Here is a 16719-nt window from a genome sequence, read left to right on the forward strand (position 1 = left end):
GCCCGCGCCGATACTGTTTCGCGGCGCCGGGCGCCCGGCGCCGCGAAAAATCAGATCACGCAGCGCGCGATCGCGAAGCGCATCGCTTCCTCGGCCGGCTCGCTGCCGGAGCCGCGCACGACCTTGACGACGGAGCCGCTGCCCGACGGCGTGAGCGTGACGAAGTACGAGCGCGAGCCGACGGTGATGTCGGTCACGCCGTTGTGCTGCGACTGCTCGGTGCCGGACAGACGGCTGTCGAGACAGTTCGCGATTGCATGCGCGGGGCGCGTCGACGACACGTAGATCATCGGCGCCGAGCCGGACGCGGCCGAGTCGGACGAGGGCGCGGAACCGCAGGCAGCGAGCAGGGCGGCGGGAAGGAGCAGCAGGAATCGTTTCATGATCGGAGTCGTCGTGTGTGTCGTGTCGACGCTGTGGCGCGGGTATGCGAAACGCGGCGCTTCGCGACGAAACCGCCGGCATCGCGCCGTTTGCTGACGGCCGATGCGGGAGGCGGCTGACGTCGAAGTATACCTGCGGCCTCCGGCGCACGCGGCGCGCTGAAACGATTCGATACAACAAGCGCCCGCTGTCGCCGTGCGGCAGCGGGCGTTTCAACGATGGCGAATCGACGCTTGCCGGCGTTACGGGCCGATCTTGTGGCTGACCGCGTTTTCCTGCTGGTTCAGCACGTGCTTTTCGCTCTGCGTGATGTGGCCGTGATCCTGCGCGGCCATGTCCCGCTCTTCCCGGCGGATTCTGCGGTCGTCACGGTGCAGGCGCGCGGCCTGCGCGTGCGACATCTCGCCTTCCTTCACTTCGTGACGGATCCGGCGATTTTGAGCGGCGAGGCGCTGGTTCACCTCCTCGCGGCGCGGATGCGCGTGTTGCCACGGCGTGTCGGCGAACGCGGCGCCGGTCAGCACCGACATCAGCATGGCGGCGACTGCGACTTGTCGGGTAACGGCTCGCATGATGTTTTCTCCTGTCGTTGCGCGCCGCGAATCGGGGCGCTTGTCGAAAAAACGCCGTGCCCCGCCCGGATGTTGACGTTTCCGGCCGTATCGATTGCAAGTCTTTATTACGTTCGGGGTTGCGCGCGGGCTGGTGCAAGATTGGGCGTTCAATGCGCGCCCGCGGCCGAACGACGGTCGCGGCGCGCCGTTACGCCGCCGCCGATGCACGCGCGGGCGCGCGGTGCAGCAGCACCGGCACCGACTTCGACGTCGGTGTATTGCACACGTCGCCGACGCTGTCGAGCGGCACCAGCGGATTCGTTTCCGGGTAGTACGCGCCGATGCAGCCGCGAGGGATGTCGTATTCGACGAGCAGGAAACCATCTGCGCGCCGCTCGATGCCGTCGTGCCACACCGTTTCCATGTCGACCCATTCGCCGGCCTGCAGCCCGAGCATCGCGAGGTCGTCGCGATTGATGAACACGACGCGGCGCTGGCCGTACACGCCGCGATAGCGGTCGTCGAGCCCGTAGACGGTCGTGTTGTACTGGTCGTGCGAGCGCGTCGTCATCAGCGTCATCAGCCGCTTGCCGTGCAGCGCGCGGGCACGCTGGATCGGCGTGTCGGCCGGCAGCGCATGCGCGATGAAGTTCGCCTTGCCTGTCGGCGTCAGCCATTCGCGGTCGCGCGATGCGACCCGCAGATGGAAACCGCCGGGCCGCGCGATGCGCGCGTTGTAGTCGTAGAAGCCGTCGAACGTCGCCTCGATCGCGTCGCGGATCTTCGCGTAGTCGCGCTTGTACGCGAGCCAGTCGATCTTGCCGCTGCCGAACAGCGCATGGCCGATGTGCGCGACGATCGCGGGCTCCGACATCAGGTTCGCGGACGCCGGCTTGTTCATTCCGTACGACACGTGGACCATGCTCATCGAGTCTTCGACGGTCACGCCTTGCGCGACGTTGTCCTGCAGATCGATCTCGGTGCGCCCGAGAGTCGGCAGGATCAGCGCGTCGCGGCCGTGGATCAGGTGGCTGCGGTTCAGCTTGGTCGTGATGTGCACCGACAGATCGCAGCGACGCATGCCTTCCCACGTGCGCGGCGTATCGGGCGTCGCCATCGCGAAGTTGCCGCCGAGGCCGATCAACACCTTCACGCGGCCCTCCAGCATCGCTTCGATCGTTTCGACGACGTCGTAGCCGTGGTGGCGCGGCGGCTCGAAGTCGAACACGCGGCCAAGCCGGTCGAGAAACGCCTGCGACGGCTTTTCCTCGATGCCGACCGTGCGATTGCCCTGCACGTTGGAGTGGCCGCGCACCGGACACAGGCCGGCGCCGGGGCGGCCGATGTTGCCGCGCATCAGCATCAGGTTGGTGAGCATCTGCACGGTCGCGACCGAATGCTTGTGCTGCGTAATGCCCATTCCCCACGTCGCGATCACGCGCTCGCTGCGCGCATACAGTCGCGCCAGGCCGTCGATCTGCTCGTACGGCACGCCGCTTTCGGCGGTCAGCGCGGACCAGCTTTCGTTGCGCAGATCGTCGGCGAACGCGTCGAAGCCGGCCGTGTGCGCGTCGATGAAAGCGGTATCGAGCACGCGCGGCGCGCCGGCGGCGCGTGCTGCATCGTCGAGTTCGAGCACGCGTTTCGCCATGCCCTTGATCAGCGCGAAATCGCCGCCGATCGTCGGCTGGATGAACGTCGATGCGATGTTCGTGCCCGACATCGTCAGCATCTCGAGCGGGCTTTGCGGATCGGCAAAACGCTCGAGCCCGCGCTCCTTCAGCGGATTGATCGACACGATCGTCGCGCCGCGCTTCGCGCATTCGCGCAACTCGCCCATCATTCGCGGATGATTGGTCGCGGGGTTCTGGCCGAAGATCAGCAGCGTGTCCGCGTGCTCGAAGTCGTCGAGCGTGACGGTGCCCTTGCCCACGCCGACCGACGCCGGCAGCCCGCGGCTCGTCGCCTCGTGGCACATGTTCGAGCAGTCGGGGAAGTTGTTCGTGCCGTACAGCCGCACCAGCAGCTGATACAGGAACGCCGCCTCGTTGCTCGCGCGGCCGGACGTGTAGAACGCGGCCTGGTTCGGGTCCGGCAGCGCGCGCAGGTGGCGCGCGATCAGCTCGAATGCGTCGTCCCACGCGATCGGCACGTAGCGGTCGGTTTCCGCGTCGTACACCATCGGGTCGGTCAGCCGGCCGTGCTGTTCGAGTTCGAAATCGGTCTGCCCGAGTAGTTCGCTAACCGTGTGCGCGGCGAAGAACGCCGGCGTCACGCGCTTGCTCGTCGCTTCGGCGGCCACGGCTTTCACGCCGTTCTCGCAGAATTCGAACGTCGACGCGTGCTGGCGGTCCGGCCACGCGCAGCCGGGGCAGTCGAAGCCGTCCGGCTGGTTTTGCCGCAGCAGCGTCCGGTAGTTGCCGCCTGCGACCTTTTCCTTGATCAGGTTGATCGTGACGGCTTTCAGCGCGCCCCAGCCCGCGGCCGGGTGGGTGTACGGTTCGATGCGCGCGGCGGCGGATTTCTTTTTCATGATGCTGCGATGCAGGTGTCGGGAGCGATGCACGCAGCGTACGCGCGGCGAGGCGCCCGCTGTGTGTACACCTTTTGTCTTGAAAAAAGAGTACAGTTTCGGCCAGTCAGGTCGTGCGGAGCGCAACTGTGTTGTTGAAGGGACGTTGAAAGGGAGGCGCGTGAAGCGTTACGAACAACTGGCCGACGATCTGCAGACGCAGATTGAACGCGGGGTGTACCGGCCCGGCGAGCGGATTCCGTCGGTGCGGCAGGCGAGCCGGCAGCAGCAGCTCAGCGTGACGACGGTGCTGCGCGCGTATCTCGTCCTGGAGAGCCGCGGGCTGATCGAGAGCCGGCCGCAGTCCGGCTATTTCGTGCGCGCACGGGCTGCGGCGCCCGTCGAGGCCGAGCTGAACATATCGGCGCCGGCCGCCGAGCCGTCGGCGGTGGATGTGAGCCGGCTCGTGCTGTCGACGCTGCGCTCGATCTCGCGCGACGATGCGGTGCCGCTCGGCTCGCCGTATCCCGACGCGTCGCAGTTCCCGGTACAGCGCCTCGCGCGCCATGCGCAGGCGATCGGCCGGCGCCGCACGCGCTGGGGCGTGATCGACGATCTGCCTCCCGGCAACCAGGAGCTGATCCGCCAGATCGCGCGGCGTTACGCGGAGCGCGGAATCGCGGTCGAGCCGGCCGAGATCGTCGTGACGATCGGCGCGACCGAGGCGATCAACCTGTGCCTGCAGGCGGTCGCGAAACCGGGCGACACGATCGCCGTCGAATCGCCGACGTTCTACGCGATGCTGCACGCGATCGAGCGGATGGGCATGCGCGCGCTGGAGATCGCCACGCACCCGGGCGACGGCATCGATGTCGACGCGCTCGAGCGGATCCTAAAGCGCGAGCGGATCGCCGCGTGCATGGTGATGCCCAATTTCCAGAATCCGCTTGGCTTCCGGATGCCCGATGCGCGCAAGCGCGCGTTGGTCGAGCTGCTCGCGAAGCACGGTGTGCCGGCGATCGAGAACGACGTCTATCACGAACTGCATTTCGGCGACGCGACGCCGAGCGCGTTGAAGTCGTACGACCGCGATGGGCTCGTGCTGCATTGCGCGTCGTTCACGAAGAGCCTGTCGCCGCGCTACCGGATCGGCTGGGCGATGCCGGGCCGCTACCGCGACCAGGTCGAGAAGCTGAAATTCCTGAACACGCTCGCGACGCCGGCGATCGAGCAACTCGCGATTGCCGAATACCTGAAGTACGACGGTTACGATTTTCATCTGCGGCGGATGCGCAAGCTCTATGCGCAGCAGGCGAACCTGATGAGCGCGATGGTGCGGCGCTTTTTCCCGGAAGGCACGCGGCTGTCGCAGCCGCAGGGCGGCTACGTGCTGTGGGTGGAATTGCCGCGCCAGGTCGATGCGATGAAACTGTATGCGCTTGCGCTCGCGCAGCGGATCACGGTCGGGCCCGGCCACATGTTTTCGGCGACGAACGACTACCGGCATTTCATCCGGCTCAACTACAGCTATCCGTGGTCGCGGCAGATCGAGGAGGCGCTGAAGGTGCTGGGGCGGCTCGCGGCCGAGTGCGCGAGGCGCTGAAAGGGCGCGTGGCGTTGGCGCGAACGATCGTCTGTTCGCGGCGCAAGTGATGGCGAGTTTGTCGACGCGTGCGCGGTGCCGGCGCGCTGGTTCATCGCCGACCCATGCGCGATCACCCGTCCCGACTACCCGTTCGCCACGCTCGACCACCGCGGCAGCCGCAGCGCCGTCACGAAACTTGCCGCGTGCAGCGCGCACAGCAGACCGAACGCCGCTGCGTACGCGGCCCCGCGTGTGCCGCCCGCCGGCATCGATTCAGCCTGCAGCCGCCACGCAAGAAACAGCGTGCACATCGTCGTGAACGTCGGACCGCCGAGGCGCTGGACGATATTGAGCGACGTCGTTGCCATCGGCAGGCTACGGCGCTCGACCGACGCATACGCGGCCGAAATCGACGGCGCGCCGATCGCGCTCTGGCCCATTCCGCGCAGAAACAGCGCGGGTACGAGCACGTACGGATCGTACCCGGCGAATGCAAGATACGCGAACGGCAGCGTTGCCGCGAGCGCGAGCAGTGCGCCGGCGGCAGCCAGCCTGCGCACGCCGAACCGGCTCGTCAGCGCGCCCATCGATGGATAGGTCACCAGCATGCCGAGGCCGAGCGGTGCGAGCAGCCAGCCCATTTCGCCAGGCGAACGTCCGCATGACTGGATCAGAAACACCGGGATCAGCATCTGGCCCGCGTAGATCGCGCCATTCGACAGGAACTGCGTGGCGGCCGCCGCGCCGAACGCGCGCGAGCGAAACAGCGCGAGATCGATCAGCGCACGCTCGCCGTGGCGCTGCTCGACGCGCAGGAACGCCGCGAGCAGCAGCGCCGACACCGCGATCGCGGCGATGCCGGGCGCCGCGGCGACCCGCTCCGCGCCATACAGGAACAGCACGAGCGCCGGCGACAGCAGCGCAAGGCCGATCCAGTCGAGTTCACGCCGCTGCGTGTCGTCGCGATCGCCGGGCAGGAACCACACGGCCAGCGCGAGCGCGAGCGCGCCGATCGGCAGGTTCACGAGAAACAGCCAGCGCCACGACGCGTGCTGCAGAATCGCACCGGCGACGACCGGCCCGAGGATCGGCGCGATCAGCACCGGCACCGCCGCATAACCGATCACGCGCGCCATCTGCTGGCCGGCGACGCGTGCGATCATCATCTGCGCCATCGGCGCGAGCAGCCCGCCGCTCACACCTTGCAGCACGCGGAACGCGATCAGCGACGGCGCGGACCACGCGAGTCCGCACAACGCTGACGTCAGCGTGAACGCGGAGAAGCACCACAGATACAGCGCCTTCGCACCGATGCGATCGACCAGCCAGCCGTTCAGCGGCAGCACGAGCGTGAGCGCGAGCAGATAGCCGCTCGTCACCCACTGGATCGTCGCCAGGCTGGCGTGCAGATCGGTTGCGAGACTCGACAGCGACACGTTGACGATTGTCGCGTCGAGCTGCGACAGCAGCGAGCCGAGCGTCGCGACCGCGCTGACTTTCCAGATCGACGGATCGAGCCGGCTCGCCGCGCGGCCCCGCGTCGGCGGGATGCGTTTGTCGTTCACGCGCCGCGCCGGTCGAGCAGCGCGAGGATCTCCTGCGTCAAACCCGTCTCGCCGAGGCGCGGAAACAGCCGCTCGACGCTATTCGTGTGCGCGTGCGCATTGAGATCGGTCATCGCATCGACCGCGAGCGTCACGTTGTAGCCGAGTTCGTGCGCCTGCCGCGCGGTCGATTCGACGCCGATGCTCGTCGCGACGCCGGTCAGCACGATTTGCGTGACGCCGGCCGACTGCAGGTATGCGTGAAGATCGGTGCCGGTAAACGCGCCCCAGGTCTTCTTCGTCACCGTGTGGTCGTTCGGCTGGCGGTTCAGTTCGGGCACGAGTTCGGCCCAGTCGGCGGGAAGCTGCGCGGTGCGCGGCGGTTGCTCGGTGCGGCCTGGTGCGACTCCCGCGACGTTGACCAGCACGACCGGCAAGCCGCGGCTGCGGAATGCATCGAGCAGTTCGCGGGTGCGCGCGATCACCGGTGCGATCGGGTATGCGGTCGGCAGTGCGACGATGCCTTTTTGGAGATCGATGACGACGAGTGCGGTGTTCGTGTCGAGACGGGTCGTGCTCATGATGCGGATGCTCCGTGAAGGGCAGGGGGGACGCGTGCGCGCGGAAGCCGCGCGGCACGCGGGCGGCTTACTGCTCGCCGATGCGGCGGATCAGCGGGATTGCCGCGGCGAGCGTGGCGATGTCTTGCGGATCGAGTTTCCCGATCGCGGCGCCCAGCCACTCGTGTTTCGCGGCGTGCCGCTTGCGTCGTGCGTCGAGGCCGGCGGCGGTGAGTTTGAACAGAATCTGGCGGCCGTCGGTCGGATGCGGCTCGCGCTCGACGAGCGCGTCTTCCTCGAGGCTCGCGAGAATCGCCTTCATCGACTGCGGTTTCATCGCTTCGGCGCGTGCGAGCTCGGCGGTCGTCATCGGACCCTGTCGCTCGAGTCGCGCGAGCGCGCTCGTCTGCGACATGCCGAGCCCTTCGGAGTCGATTTCGGAACGCAGGCGACGAATCAGCTGGCCGACCGCGAGGGTCAGGTCAACTGCGACTGTGTCGGCAGAAACGCCGGATTTGCGTGGCGGTGTCATGCGGCGAATCATAGAACAAAACAGGCAAACTTGCAAGTTTGACTGTTTAAATGATTGGCGCGACACGGCGCGCGGGTACCGGTGCAACCGGGCGGCAGGGGCAATGATCGCGCGTGCCTGCGGCGAATCTGCGGGATGCGGCGGGCAGCGAACGGCGCCCGGGCGCTGGCGTTACACGCGGCGCGGCAGCGGGACCGGTACGACGCCGCTGCACTTCGGCGACGCGTTCTCGTGCAGGAGGTCGCCGAGATATTGCGCGAGCTCGTCCGCGGCCAGCGCGGGTGGAATGTGCAGATTCGCCGGCCGCCGCTTGCCGTCGGTGCCGAGGTCGAACACGTTCCAGCGGCCATTCGATCGTACGACCGCGAGCAGGCGGCCGAACGCATTGAAACGGTATTCGTGCAGCATCGCTTCACTCCGCCGTGGATGAATGGGGCCGCCGCACGCGTCGTGAGCCGGCGTGGTTACTGGATCGAGCAGCTCAACCAGCGATGGATCTTCAGTGCATCGCTCGACACGCCGGCGCGCGTCGGTGCACCGAGCAGCACGATCGTTTCGCGGCGGCCCTTCACGCGCATGCGCATCACGACGCCATGCCCGGATTCGTTGATGAACCCCGTCTTTTGCAGCCGGATCGGCAGGCGACCATAGCGCACCAGCGGATCGGAGTTCACGTACAGCAGCTCGTCGTCGCCGGCCTGCACGGTAGTCGACGTGTCCGTCGAGAAATAGCGGATCAGCGGATCTTGAGCGGCGGCGCCGACGAGCCGCGCGAGATCCTCGGCGGTCGACACGTTGTGCGGCGACAGGCCGGTCGCCTCGCGAAAATGCGTATGACGCATCCCGAGCTGGCGCGCTTTGCGGTTCATCGCCTTCACGAATGCCGTGCGGCCGCCCGGATAGTCGCGGCTCAACGCGGCCGCCGCGCGGTTTTCCGACGACATCAGCGCGATATGGAACATCTGGCGGCGCGACAGTTCGGCGCCGATCGGCAGCCGCGAACCGGTGAACTTGATCGTGTCGCGATCGTGTGCGGTGACGCGCAGCACGCCGTTCAGCGGGCGGTCCGCGTCGCGCGCGACGACCGCCGTCATCAGCTTCGAGATCGACGCGATCGGCCGCACGGTGCGCGCGTTGCGGGCGAGCAGCGGCGTGCCGGAGTCGACGTCGAGCACGTACGCCGCGCGCGAATTCAGCGAACGAAGCGCGCGCGGCGTGTAGCCGCAACTCGCCAGGAGCCGCGGTTTCGGGGCAGCGCGCGAGCGGACCGCGGTCGTATGTTTGGCGCGCCGGTGCGGCGCGGGCGCCGCGTGGCGCTTGACCGCATGATGCTTCACGCGCGGGCGGCGGTGCTTGACGGCCTTTTTCTTGCGATGAGCGGGTTTTTTCTTGACGACTTTTGCATGCGCTTGCGGCGCCGCCGTGCGATGCGGCTGCGTGTGCTGCGCGGACGCGTTCGTTGCGAACGCAAGTGTCAGGAAGGACAGGGCGATGATCAGGATGGTCCTGGCGCGCGGCAGACGCGCGATGAAGCCGGTCAAGCGAAAGTCTCCTTTTCACGCGCGTTGCAGCGGCGCGAAATGCGTGGGCGGGCAGCGGGTGCGGGAAATTATACGGTCGTTCGAGGTGCGATGGCGTTGGATGCGCACGCGATGATGTGCGATACCGGCCGGTTCGCGGGGCTTATTCGGATGATCGACGGCGGTCTCGCGATGGTGCGCGCGTGACGCACGGGGTCAGCGCGGCCAGTTCCGCCTCGACACGACCGCGAAGCTGATCGCGATCGAACCGGTGACGGCGCGCGGCGGCGCGTCGTCGAGCGCGTCGCCGAAGCGAAAGCGGCGGCTGCGTCCGTCGGCGCGTGCGGCGCGCGGTTCGGTCACCGGCAGGGCGGCCGCGGCGCGGCGTTCGTCGGCGGCAACCGTGTCGGACGGAACAGCGGCCACGCACGCGGCCTCGAGATCGACGGACATGACAGTGAATTCCGGGAGGGGGATGTCCGTATTGAACGCCGCGCCGTTCGATCAGTAAAATGAATGTTTCGATCGATATGATTCCTTTGAAGAATGGAATTGAAACTGCTGCGCACGTTTCTGACCGTCACCGAGCTCAGTCATTTCAGCCGCGCGGCCGACGCGCTGCATATGAGCCAGCCGGCGCTGAGCAAGCAGATCGGCGCGCTGGAGGCGAGTCTCGGCGGCAAGCTGTTCGAGCGCGGCCGGCACGGCGCGGAGCTGACGCCGTTCGGTGAACGTTTTTTGCCCGATGCGCAGGCGCTCGTCCGCGATGCCGACGAGATCCTGGCGCGGGCGCGCGAGGCGACCAGCGGGCAGCGCGGGCATCTGCGGCTCGGCATCTGCCTGTCCGTGCTGACGCTCGTCCCGAAACTGATCGCCGAATTCCGCCGGCGCAATCCGGGTGTCGCGGTGACGCTGAGCGACCTGTCGTCGGCCGAGCAGACGCGCCGCTTGCGCGCCGGCAAGCTCGACGCCGGTTTTCTGCGGCTGCCTTCCGAAGAAGGTTTGTCGTCGTTCAAGGTGATCGACGAGGGGCTCGCACTCGCGGTGCCGCCGCACCTGGGTTTCAAGCGCGTGCCGGCCGATCTCGACATGCTGAACGAGATCGGCTTCATCGCGCTGCAGCGCGCGCGCGGCCCCGGTCTCGCCGCGCAGATCGACCGATGGTGCGTCGAGCGGCGTTTCGTGCCGCATGTGACGCAGCAGGCGGAAGACGTGCAATCGGTGCTCACGTCGGTCGCGGCCGGGGTCGGCGTCGCGTTCATTCCGTCGCGCGCGCAGTATCTGCTGCGCGATGCGACCGTCCTGCCGCTCGCCGGCCGCGACGCGAAATGGCGCGTCGGCCTCGCGTGGCTGGCCGGTCGCGACGATCCCGTGACGACGCGTTTCGTGTCGTTCATGCGCGCGGCGATCAACGGCGCGTGACGCGCGTATAGTGTTTGCGTCCGCATCCCCGACGAATGCCGGCTTCCGCGCCGGCTCACTGCCTGAACCGATGACTTCAGAATCCGATGATTCCCCGCTCGATCCTGCGATCGTGGCCGCGCTCGCGACGCTGAACGAAGCCGCGATCGATCCGTCCGGCAAGACGTGGTCGCTGCCGAAGATCGCGAAGCGATCGCAATTGCCGATGAGCACGCTGCGCCGTGTGCTGACGCAGCTCGATGCCGCCGGCTTGAGCGCGACGACGCTGAACGACGACGGCACAGGCAGCGCGGCATTGACGCAAGAAGGGCGCGCGGTCTGTGCGGAGCTCTTCGGCGCGAACGACGGCGGTTGAAAAAAACGGGCCGCCCGAAGGCGGCCCGTGCCCGTGCGGTTCGACAGGCGGCGTCACCACCGCGCCGTCGCGCCGCCCATCACGGAGTGACGGTCGCTCTGTTCGTGCCGCCCGTGTCGATCGCCGACGTCGAGATCGAGCCAGCGCGTCGGCGAACAGATCGCACTCGCGATCACGAACGTCGGGTTTGCGCCCGCCGTGCTTTCGGCACTGCGCGACATGCCGACGTCGGCCACGCGTTGCAGCTTGTCCGTCGCCTTGTAAAGCGCCGCGGCAGACACCGCCGATACCGGGCTGGCCCGTATTGTGTTGAAGGCGTCCGGTCCGTGCGGACCGGCACGCCAACGTTCGAAGGCGTTCAGAACCACTGCTTGTAGCGACGCACGTAGATCGTCTTCACGATCTGCGCGAGCACGATGTAGCCGGCCATCGTCGCCGCGAGCCACAGCCAGTAGGTGCCCGGTAGTTGCATGAAGCCGAGCGAATCGGCGAACGGCGAGAACGGCAGCCAGCAGCCGATCGCGATCGCGGTAAACGTTGACAGCAGCACCGGCAGCGCGGCCGTGCTCTGCAGGAACGGAATCTTCTGCGTGCGCAGCAGGTGCACGACCAGCGTCTGCGATACGAGGCTCTCGATGAACCAGCCGGAGTTCATCACGATCTGTCCGCCGGATCCGCCGTGCAGCTGATACATCGCTCCGGCGCCGAACACGGTCCACAGCAGCACGTAGGTCGTGATGTCGAACACCGACGACGTCGGCCCGACCCACAGCATGAAGCGCCCGATGTTGCCGGCTTCCCACTTGCGCGGTTTCTTCAGGAACTCGGGATCCATCCGGTCCCACGGCAGCAGCATCTGCGACGTGTCGTAGATCAGGTTCAACACGAGCAGCTGCGTCGCGAGCATCGGCTCCCATGGCAGGAACGCGCTCGCGACGAGCACCGAGAACACGTTGCCGAAGTTCGAGCTGGCCGTCATGTTCAGGTACTTCAGAATGTTGCCGAACGTTTCGCGCCCCTTGATTACGCCTTCCTCGAGCACCATCAGGCTCTTTTCGAGCAGGATGATGTCGGCCGTTTCCTTCGCGATGTCGGCGCCGCTGTCGACGGAGATGCCGACGTCGGCATCGCGCAGCGCGGGGGCGTCGTTGATACCGTCGCCGAGGAAGCCGACCGTGTGGCCATTCGCCTGCAACGCCTTCACGATGCGCGCCTTCTGCAGCGGCGTGAGCTTCGCGAACACCGTCGTGCGTTCGACGGCTTGCGCAAGCGTTGCGTCGTCGAGTGTTTCGATCTCGGCGCCGAGCATCGGCTTGCCCGGTTCGAGCCCGACCTGCCGGCAGACCTTCATCGTGACCGTCGGGTTGTCGCCTGTGAGCACCTTCACGGTGACGCCGTTTTCGCGAAGTGCGGCGAGCGCCGGCGCGGCCGATTCCTTCGGCGGATCGAGGAAGGTCAGGAAGCCGCGCACGACGAGGTCGCGCTCGTCGGCGGTGCGGTATTGCCCGCGTTCGTCGCCGCGCGGAATCAGGCGCGTCGCGAGCACCAGCACGCGGAAACCGTCCTCGTTGTACGCGTTCGCCTGTTCGAGCAGCCGCTTGCGCGCGACGAAATCGAGCGGACGCACGCCGTCTTCGTGCTGAACGTGAGTCGACACGGCGAGCATTTCCTCGACCGCACCCTTGCAGATCAGCATGTGCGCGCCGTGGGTGTCCTCGACGACCACCGACAGGCGGCGGCGCACGAAGTCGAACGGCAGCTCGTCGATCTTCTTGTAGCCCTGCGGCTTCACGCGATCGCCGATCGCATCGGCGCGTGCGACGATCGCGATGTCGATCAGGTTCTTTTGACCGCTCTGATGAAAGCTGTTCAGCCAGCCGAGGCGGAGAATGTCCTCGTTCTTATGACCGGACAAGTCCAGGTGGTGTTCCAGGATGATCTTGTCTTGCGTGAGCGTGCCGGTCTTGTCGGTGCACAGCACGTCCATTGCGCCGAAGTTCTGCACGGAGTTGAGCCGTTTCACGACGACCTTGCGGCGCGCCATCGCGACCGCGCCGCGTGCGAGATTCGCGCTGACGATCATCGGCAGCATCTCGGGCGTCAGGCCGACGGCCACTGCGAGCGCGAACGTGAGCGCGCTCAGCCAGTCGCCCTTGGTCAGTCCGTTGATCATGAACACGATCGGCACCATCACGAACATGAACTTGATCAGCAGCCAGCTCACGCTCGCAACGCCACGGTCGAAGCTCGTCTCGATACGCTTGTGGCTCACGACGTTGCGCGCGAGCGAACCAAAATAGGTGTCCTCGCCGGTCGCGACGACAACGGCCGTCGCCGTGCCGCTCACCACGTTGGTGCCCATGAAGCAGACGTTCTCGAGATCGAGCAGCGACGTCGATGCACCGTTCGCCGCGCGGCGTGCGCCCGACCCGTCCGCCATGCTGGTGCCGGCCGACTTGCCCGCGACTGCGCCAAGCGTGTCGTACTTCTCGACCGGCAGCGCTTCGCCGGTCAGCACGGCCTGGCTGATGAACAGGTCGCGCGACGCGAGCAGCCGCACGTCGGCGGGGATCATGTCGCCGGCCGACAGATGCACGATGTCGCCGACCACCACTTCGCGCATCGGCACCTCGCGGCGTGCGGGCTCCGACGTGTCGGTGACCGCGCGCTGCACGGTCGCCGTCGTGCGGACCATTGCCTTGAGCTTCTCGGCCGCGCGCAGCGACCGGAATTCTTGTACGAAGCGCAGCAACGCGCTGATCGTGACCATCGTCAGCAGGATCGTCATGCCGACGTAGTCGCGATCGTCGGGCGCCGCGAAGTAGACGTCGGTGAAGAAGCTGATCGCGGCGAGCACCAGCAGCACGTAAACGAACGGGTTGTGGAACGCGTGCAGCAGCTGGCGCGTCCAGTGCGGCGGCTTGTCGTGCGCGATTTCGTTCGGACCGTGGTGCTGCAGCCTGTCGGCGGCCTCGGCGCAGGTGAGGCCGCGCGCGGTGGTGCGCAGCGACTTGAAGGTGTCCTCGAGCGGGCGGGCTGCCTCCTGCGCAGCCCGCATGACATGTGGTTCGTTCTGCTGACCGGGGCCGGCGTTGATGAAGCCGCGCTGCTTCTTCTGCGATGTGTTTTGTTGTGCCATGAGTCGCTCCTTGCGCACGATGCGGGTGGCGGGGAGCGAGCGTGACGTTATCGACGCACGAGCGCTCCCGGCCGCGTCGCGTCGGGCGCGATCGGCTGTGGATCGGTGGTGGGGGGAACGCTCGCCGGCGCGTGGCGCATGGGCCGACTGTTGGCGCGCGGCATCGCACCGGCGAGCGGTAATCGACTACTGTCGTCCGGGTTCATCTGCACTCCTGTCGGTTGCGGGTGGGCGGCACGGGCGATCACGGCTGCGCACGCACGACGGCGCGCGGCCGGACGGCACGCGAACGGAGTATGCATGCAGCTCGCGCTGCGCGCAGCGCGAATGCACGCACGCGGCAGCGTGCGGCTGCACGGCGCGGGCATTCGGCGATATCGAAAAATCGGCGGGGGATTCTGGCCGGTCAGGCCGGAAGGGCGCCGCATCCTGCTTCCCGGGATGCGGCAGAAGACGAGGCTCTGCGCGGTTTCCTCAGGCAGCAGTCAAGTTGGTCGAGGACCAACTACAACTCGCATCGGTGTTCACAGAACACTCCATGTAATCAGACGGGGGCGATGGTAATGGGTCGTCGTGCGAAGCGTCAACCCTTTTGCGGCCCTTCTTCGCACATTGCTTGCCGAGCGATGGTGCTTCGACACTCGAACGGTGCTTGAGAAACCGCGCGCATGCCCGATGAGCATGCGCGCGGTTGCCGCGGTGGAATGTGACCGCTACTGCGCGGCTGCCGCGACGGCAGCACCCGCATCCGCAATGCCGGATCCCGCCGGCAATGCGGTGCACGACGTGCTGGCCGGCAGCATTGCCGCACGCGCCCCACCTTGCAGTTTCTGCTGGATCTGCGCGGGTGTCAGATTGCCGTTCACCGACAACATCAACCCGACGATGCCCGACACTTGCGGTGTCGCGAGGCTCGTGCCGCTCGCGGTGGCATACGTGTCCGCGCCCGGCGTCGTCGTGCCGCTGTTGGCCGTCGACAGGATGCTCACGCCCGGCGCGCTCAGCGCAACGTCGGCGCCGAAGTTGCTGAACGATGCGCGGCGGCCGGTCGCGTCCGTCGCGCCGACGCTGATCACGCCGCGGCAGTTCGCGGGCTGATCGAGCCCGGTCGACAGCCCGTCGTTGCCGGCCGCGACCACGACGGTTACGCCCTTCGCATTCACGTCGTCGATGGCCTGCTGGAACGTCGTGCTGCACGCACCGACGCCGCCGAGGCTCAGGTTGATGATCTTCGCCGGATTCGGGTTCGTCGGCGCGCCGTTGACGGGAATGCCGGCCGCCCACCGCATTGCGTCTGCGATGTCGCTCGTCGTGCCGCCGCACTTGCCGAGCACGCGCACCGGCAGGATGCGGCCGAGCCACGACACGCCGGCCACGCCGATGCCGTTGTTCGCGGTCGCGCCGATCACGCCCATCACGCGCGTGCCGTGCCAGCTGCTGTCGCTCGGTTCGCTCGCGCAGTGATAGAACGGGCCGCTGGCGTTGTCGAGTTCCTGCTGCGTGACCCAGTCGCCCGGATCGGTCGCGTCGCTGCTGCGCGTCTGGCCGTTGTTGCTGGTGCTGGCGTTCGAGATGAAGTTGTAGCCGGGCAGCAGGTTGCCGACGAGATCGGGGTGCGGCCGGTAGCCGGTGTCGAGTACAGCCGTGACGACGGTCGGCGCCCCCTTGGTCCGCGTCCACGCGGGCGGCGCGTTGATGCCGACGCTCGCGTCGGACAGGTACCACTGCTGGCTGTACGACGGATCGCTCGGCGTGTCGCGAATCCGCATCGGGTGATCCGGTTCGGCATAGTCGACGTCGGCGTCGGCGGCGAACGTCTGCGCGAGCGCGGCCGCGTCATCCGACGCGATGCGCTGGCCGATCGACAGCACGGCGGCGCCGTCCGACAGCGTTCGCTCGACCTGCACGTTCAATGGCGCCTGCGACGTCGTCGCGGCCGCATACGCGCGGGCGGCGCCCGCTGCGGTCGGGGCCGTCCAGCGGGTCATCGAACGCTGGATCACCGCGTCGAGCCGGGTGCCGGTGTCGAGGGCCGCCATCGCGCGCGCGCCCGCCGGCGTCTTCAGCTTGACGATCAGGTGATCGACCGGCGGCTCGGTCGACGCAGTGGTCTGAGCCGCCATCTGCACGGCGGCCTGCTGCGTCGCGCACGCGTTGCTGCCGTTGGTCGGGGCCGGCGTCGTCGGCGCGGGAGCCGGGGCGGGCGCAGGGGCCGGCGCTGCGTTGGAAGAAGACGGATTGCTGCCGTCGCCGCCACCGCCGCCGCAGCCTGCGAGCGGAAGCAGCGCGGCGGCAGACAGCATGCCGGCGAGCATGCGCACATGAGCGGGGCGTGCCAGCGGGAAGTTCGAACGTTTGGCTCTCATGGTGAAACTCGATCCTCGAAGATGGCCGTCGTGCCGGCGTCGTGCTCGGTCCGGCGAACACCGGACCTGCTCGTTTTCGTCTGACGGTCGACCCAACGGGGTTGCGACGCGCCATGCACTGGGTAACGGCCGAAGAGGCGGCTTCTTGAATGTGTTTTGTATGAAGAAAACGAGAAACGCAAACGATTGCAATGTCGCAATGCAGCATCGCGGCCGGTTGGAGCGATTGGTGGGATTGGTGCGGTT

15 protein-coding genes are annotated in these 16719 nt (G+C 67.3%); 3 read left to right on the forward strand and 12 right to left on the reverse strand.

Going from position 1 to position 16719, the window contains the following annotated elements:
• Positions 1 to 50: 50 nt before the first annotated feature.
• From KDW55_RS04135 to KDW55_RS04145, 3 genes are all read right to left on the reverse strand, one after another.
• The gene (locus KDW55_RS04135) at positions 51 to 383 is read right to left on the reverse strand and encodes a sugar ABC transporter ATPase (RefSeq protein WP_040140071.1); all 333 of its coding nucleotides are present in this window, start codon (positions 381 to 383) and stop codon (positions 51 to 53) included.
• A 243-nt stretch (positions 384 to 626) separates the two neighbouring features.
• Positions 627 to 956 (reverse strand): hypothetical protein, encoded by a 330-nt coding sequence (locus KDW55_RS04140; protein ID WP_069243074.1) that lies wholly within the window; start codon positions 954 to 956, stop codon positions 627 to 629.
• Between the two features lie 190 nt (positions 957 to 1146).
• The gene (locus tag KDW55_RS04145) at positions 1147 to 3471 is read right to left on the reverse strand and encodes an FdhF/YdeP family oxidoreductase (RefSeq protein ID WP_212161159.1); all 2325 of its coding nucleotides are present in this window, start codon (positions 3469 to 3471) and stop codon (positions 1147 to 1149) included.
• Between the two features lie 160 nt (positions 3472 to 3631).
• Between KDW55_RS04145 and KDW55_RS04150 the strand changes: the two genes are divergently transcribed.
• On the forward strand, positions 3632 to 5053 hold the full coding sequence (locus tag KDW55_RS04150) for a PLP-dependent aminotransferase family protein (protein ID WP_059547202.1): 1422 nt from the start codon (positions 3632 to 3634) through the stop codon (positions 5051 to 5053).
• A gap of 125 nt (positions 5054 to 5178) precedes the next feature.
• Here KDW55_RS04150 and KDW55_RS04155 read toward each other — a convergent pair whose 3' ends face one another.
• The 6 genes from KDW55_RS04155 to KDW55_RS04180 all read right to left on the reverse strand — a co-directional run bounded on the left by KDW55_RS04155 (position 5179) and on the right by KDW55_RS04180 (position 9644).
• Positions 5179 to 6600, reverse strand: a complete 1422-nt coding sequence (locus tag KDW55_RS04155; protein WP_209822696.1) for a DHA2 family efflux MFS transporter permease subunit — start codon at positions 6598 to 6600, stop codon at positions 5179 to 5181.
• On the reverse strand, positions 6597 to 7160 hold the full coding sequence (locus tag KDW55_RS04160) for an isochorismatase family protein (RefSeq protein ID WP_212197874.1): 564 nt from the start codon (positions 7158 to 7160) through the stop codon (positions 6597 to 6599). The genes KDW55_RS04155 and KDW55_RS04160 overlap by 4 nt, the downstream gene beginning before the upstream one ends.
• A 67-nt stretch (positions 7161 to 7227) precedes the next feature.
• Positions 7228 to 7683 carry a MarR family transcriptional regulator gene (locus tag KDW55_RS04165; RefSeq protein WP_212161158.1) on the reverse strand — a complete coding sequence of 152 codons (456 nt, stop codon included), beginning with the start codon at positions 7681 to 7683 and terminating at the stop codon, positions 7228 to 7230.
• A gap of 159 nt (positions 7684 to 7842) precedes the next feature.
• Positions 7843 to 8079: a hypothetical protein gene (locus KDW55_RS04170; protein ID WP_040140057.1), complete on the reverse strand. Its 237-nt coding sequence runs from the start codon at positions 8077 to 8079 to the stop codon at positions 7843 to 7845.
• Between the two features lie 56 nt (positions 8080 to 8135).
• On the reverse strand, positions 8136 to 9212 hold the full coding sequence (locus KDW55_RS04175; RefSeq protein WP_040140055.1) for a serine hydrolase: 1077 nt from the start codon (positions 9210 to 9212) through the stop codon (positions 8136 to 8138).
• A 195-nt stretch (positions 9213 to 9407) separates the two neighbouring features.
• Entirely contained in the window at positions 9408 to 9644 is a 237-nt protein-coding gene (locus KDW55_RS04180) for a hypothetical protein (protein ID WP_052110979.1), read from the reverse strand.
• 93 nt (positions 9645 to 9737) lie between these two features.
• On the opposite strand from KDW55_RS04180, the gene KDW55_RS04185 reads away from it, so the two are divergent.
• A complete protein-coding gene (locus KDW55_RS04185) occupies positions 9738 to 10613 on the forward strand; it encodes a LysR substrate-binding domain-containing protein (protein ID WP_209822694.1) in 876 nt (291 codons plus the stop codon).
• Between the two features lie 70 nt (positions 10614 to 10683).
• The gene (locus KDW55_RS04190) at positions 10684 to 10968 is read left to right on the forward strand and encodes a transcriptional regulator (protein ID WP_040141169.1); all 285 of its coding nucleotides are present in this window, start codon (positions 10684 to 10686) and stop codon (positions 10966 to 10968) included.
• 53 nt (positions 10969 to 11021) lie between these two features.
• Here KDW55_RS04190 and KDW55_RS04195 read toward each other — a convergent pair whose 3' ends face one another.
• From KDW55_RS04195 to KDW55_RS04205, 3 genes are all read right to left on the reverse strand, one after another.
• Positions 11022 to 11249, reverse strand: a complete 228-nt coding sequence (locus KDW55_RS04195; protein WP_059547191.1) for a hypothetical protein — start codon at positions 11247 to 11249, stop codon at positions 11022 to 11024.
• A 77-nt stretch (positions 11250 to 11326) separates the two neighbouring features.
• Positions 11327 to 14107 carry a magnesium-translocating P-type ATPase gene (gene mgtA / locus KDW55_RS04200; protein WP_212161156.1) on the reverse strand — a complete coding sequence of 927 codons (2781 nt, stop codon included), beginning with the start codon at positions 14105 to 14107 and terminating at the stop codon, positions 11327 to 11329.
• A 713-nt stretch (positions 14108 to 14820) separates the two neighbouring features.
• A complete protein-coding gene (locus tag KDW55_RS04205) occupies positions 14821 to 16473 on the reverse strand; it encodes a S8 family peptidase (RefSeq protein ID WP_069243068.1) in 1653 nt (550 codons plus the stop codon).
• Positions 16474 to 16719: the final 246 nt, after the last annotated feature.

Source organism: Burkholderia sp. AU19243 (assembly GCF_018148075.1).
Taxonomy (GTDB): domain Bacteria; phylum Pseudomonadota; class Gammaproteobacteria; order Burkholderiales; family Burkholderiaceae; genus Burkholderia; species Burkholderia latens_A.

Excerpts from the sequence above, each read along its gene's own strand:
- KDW55_RS04180 (WP_052110979.1), bottom strand. The coding sequence starts at position 9,644 with ATGTCCGTCGATCTCGAGGCCGCGTGCGTGGCCGCTGTTCCGTCCGAC.
- KDW55_RS04145 (WP_212161159.1), bottom strand. The coding sequence starts at position 3,471 with ATGAAAAAGAAATCCGCCGCCGCGCGCATCGAACCGTACACCCACCCG.
- KDW55_RS04185 (WP_209822694.1), top strand. The coding sequence starts at position 9,738 with ATGGAATTGAAACTGCTGCGCACGTTTCTGACCGTCACCGAGCTCAGT.
- mgtA (WP_212161156.1), bottom strand. The coding sequence starts at position 14,107 with ATGGCACAACAAAACACATCGCAGAAGAAGCAGCGCGGCTTCATCAAC.
- KDW55_RS04140 (WP_069243074.1), bottom strand. The coding sequence starts at position 956 with ATGCGAGCCGTTACCCGACAAGTCGCAGTCGCCGCCATGCTGATGTCG.
- KDW55_RS04170 (WP_040140057.1), bottom strand. The coding sequence starts at position 8,079 with ATGCTGCACGAATACCGTTTCAATGCGTTCGGCCGCCTGCTCGCGGTC.
- KDW55_RS04160 (WP_212197874.1), bottom strand. The coding sequence starts at position 7,160 with ATGAGCACGACCCGTCTCGACACGAACACCGCACTCGTCGTCATCGAT.
- KDW55_RS04135 (WP_040140071.1), bottom strand. The coding sequence starts at position 383 with ATGAAACGATTCCTGCTGCTCCTTCCCGCCGCCCTGCTCGCTGCCTGC.
- KDW55_RS04190 (WP_040141169.1), top strand. The coding sequence starts at position 10,684 with ATGACTTCAGAATCCGATGATTCCCCGCTCGATCCTGCGATCGTGGCC.
- KDW55_RS04205 (WP_069243068.1), bottom strand. The coding sequence starts at position 16,473 with ATGAGAGCCAAACGTTCGAACTTCCCGCTGGCACGCCCCGCTCATGTG.
- KDW55_RS04165 (WP_212161158.1), bottom strand. The coding sequence starts at position 7,683 with ATGATTCGCCGCATGACACCGCCACGCAAATCCGGCGTTTCTGCCGAC.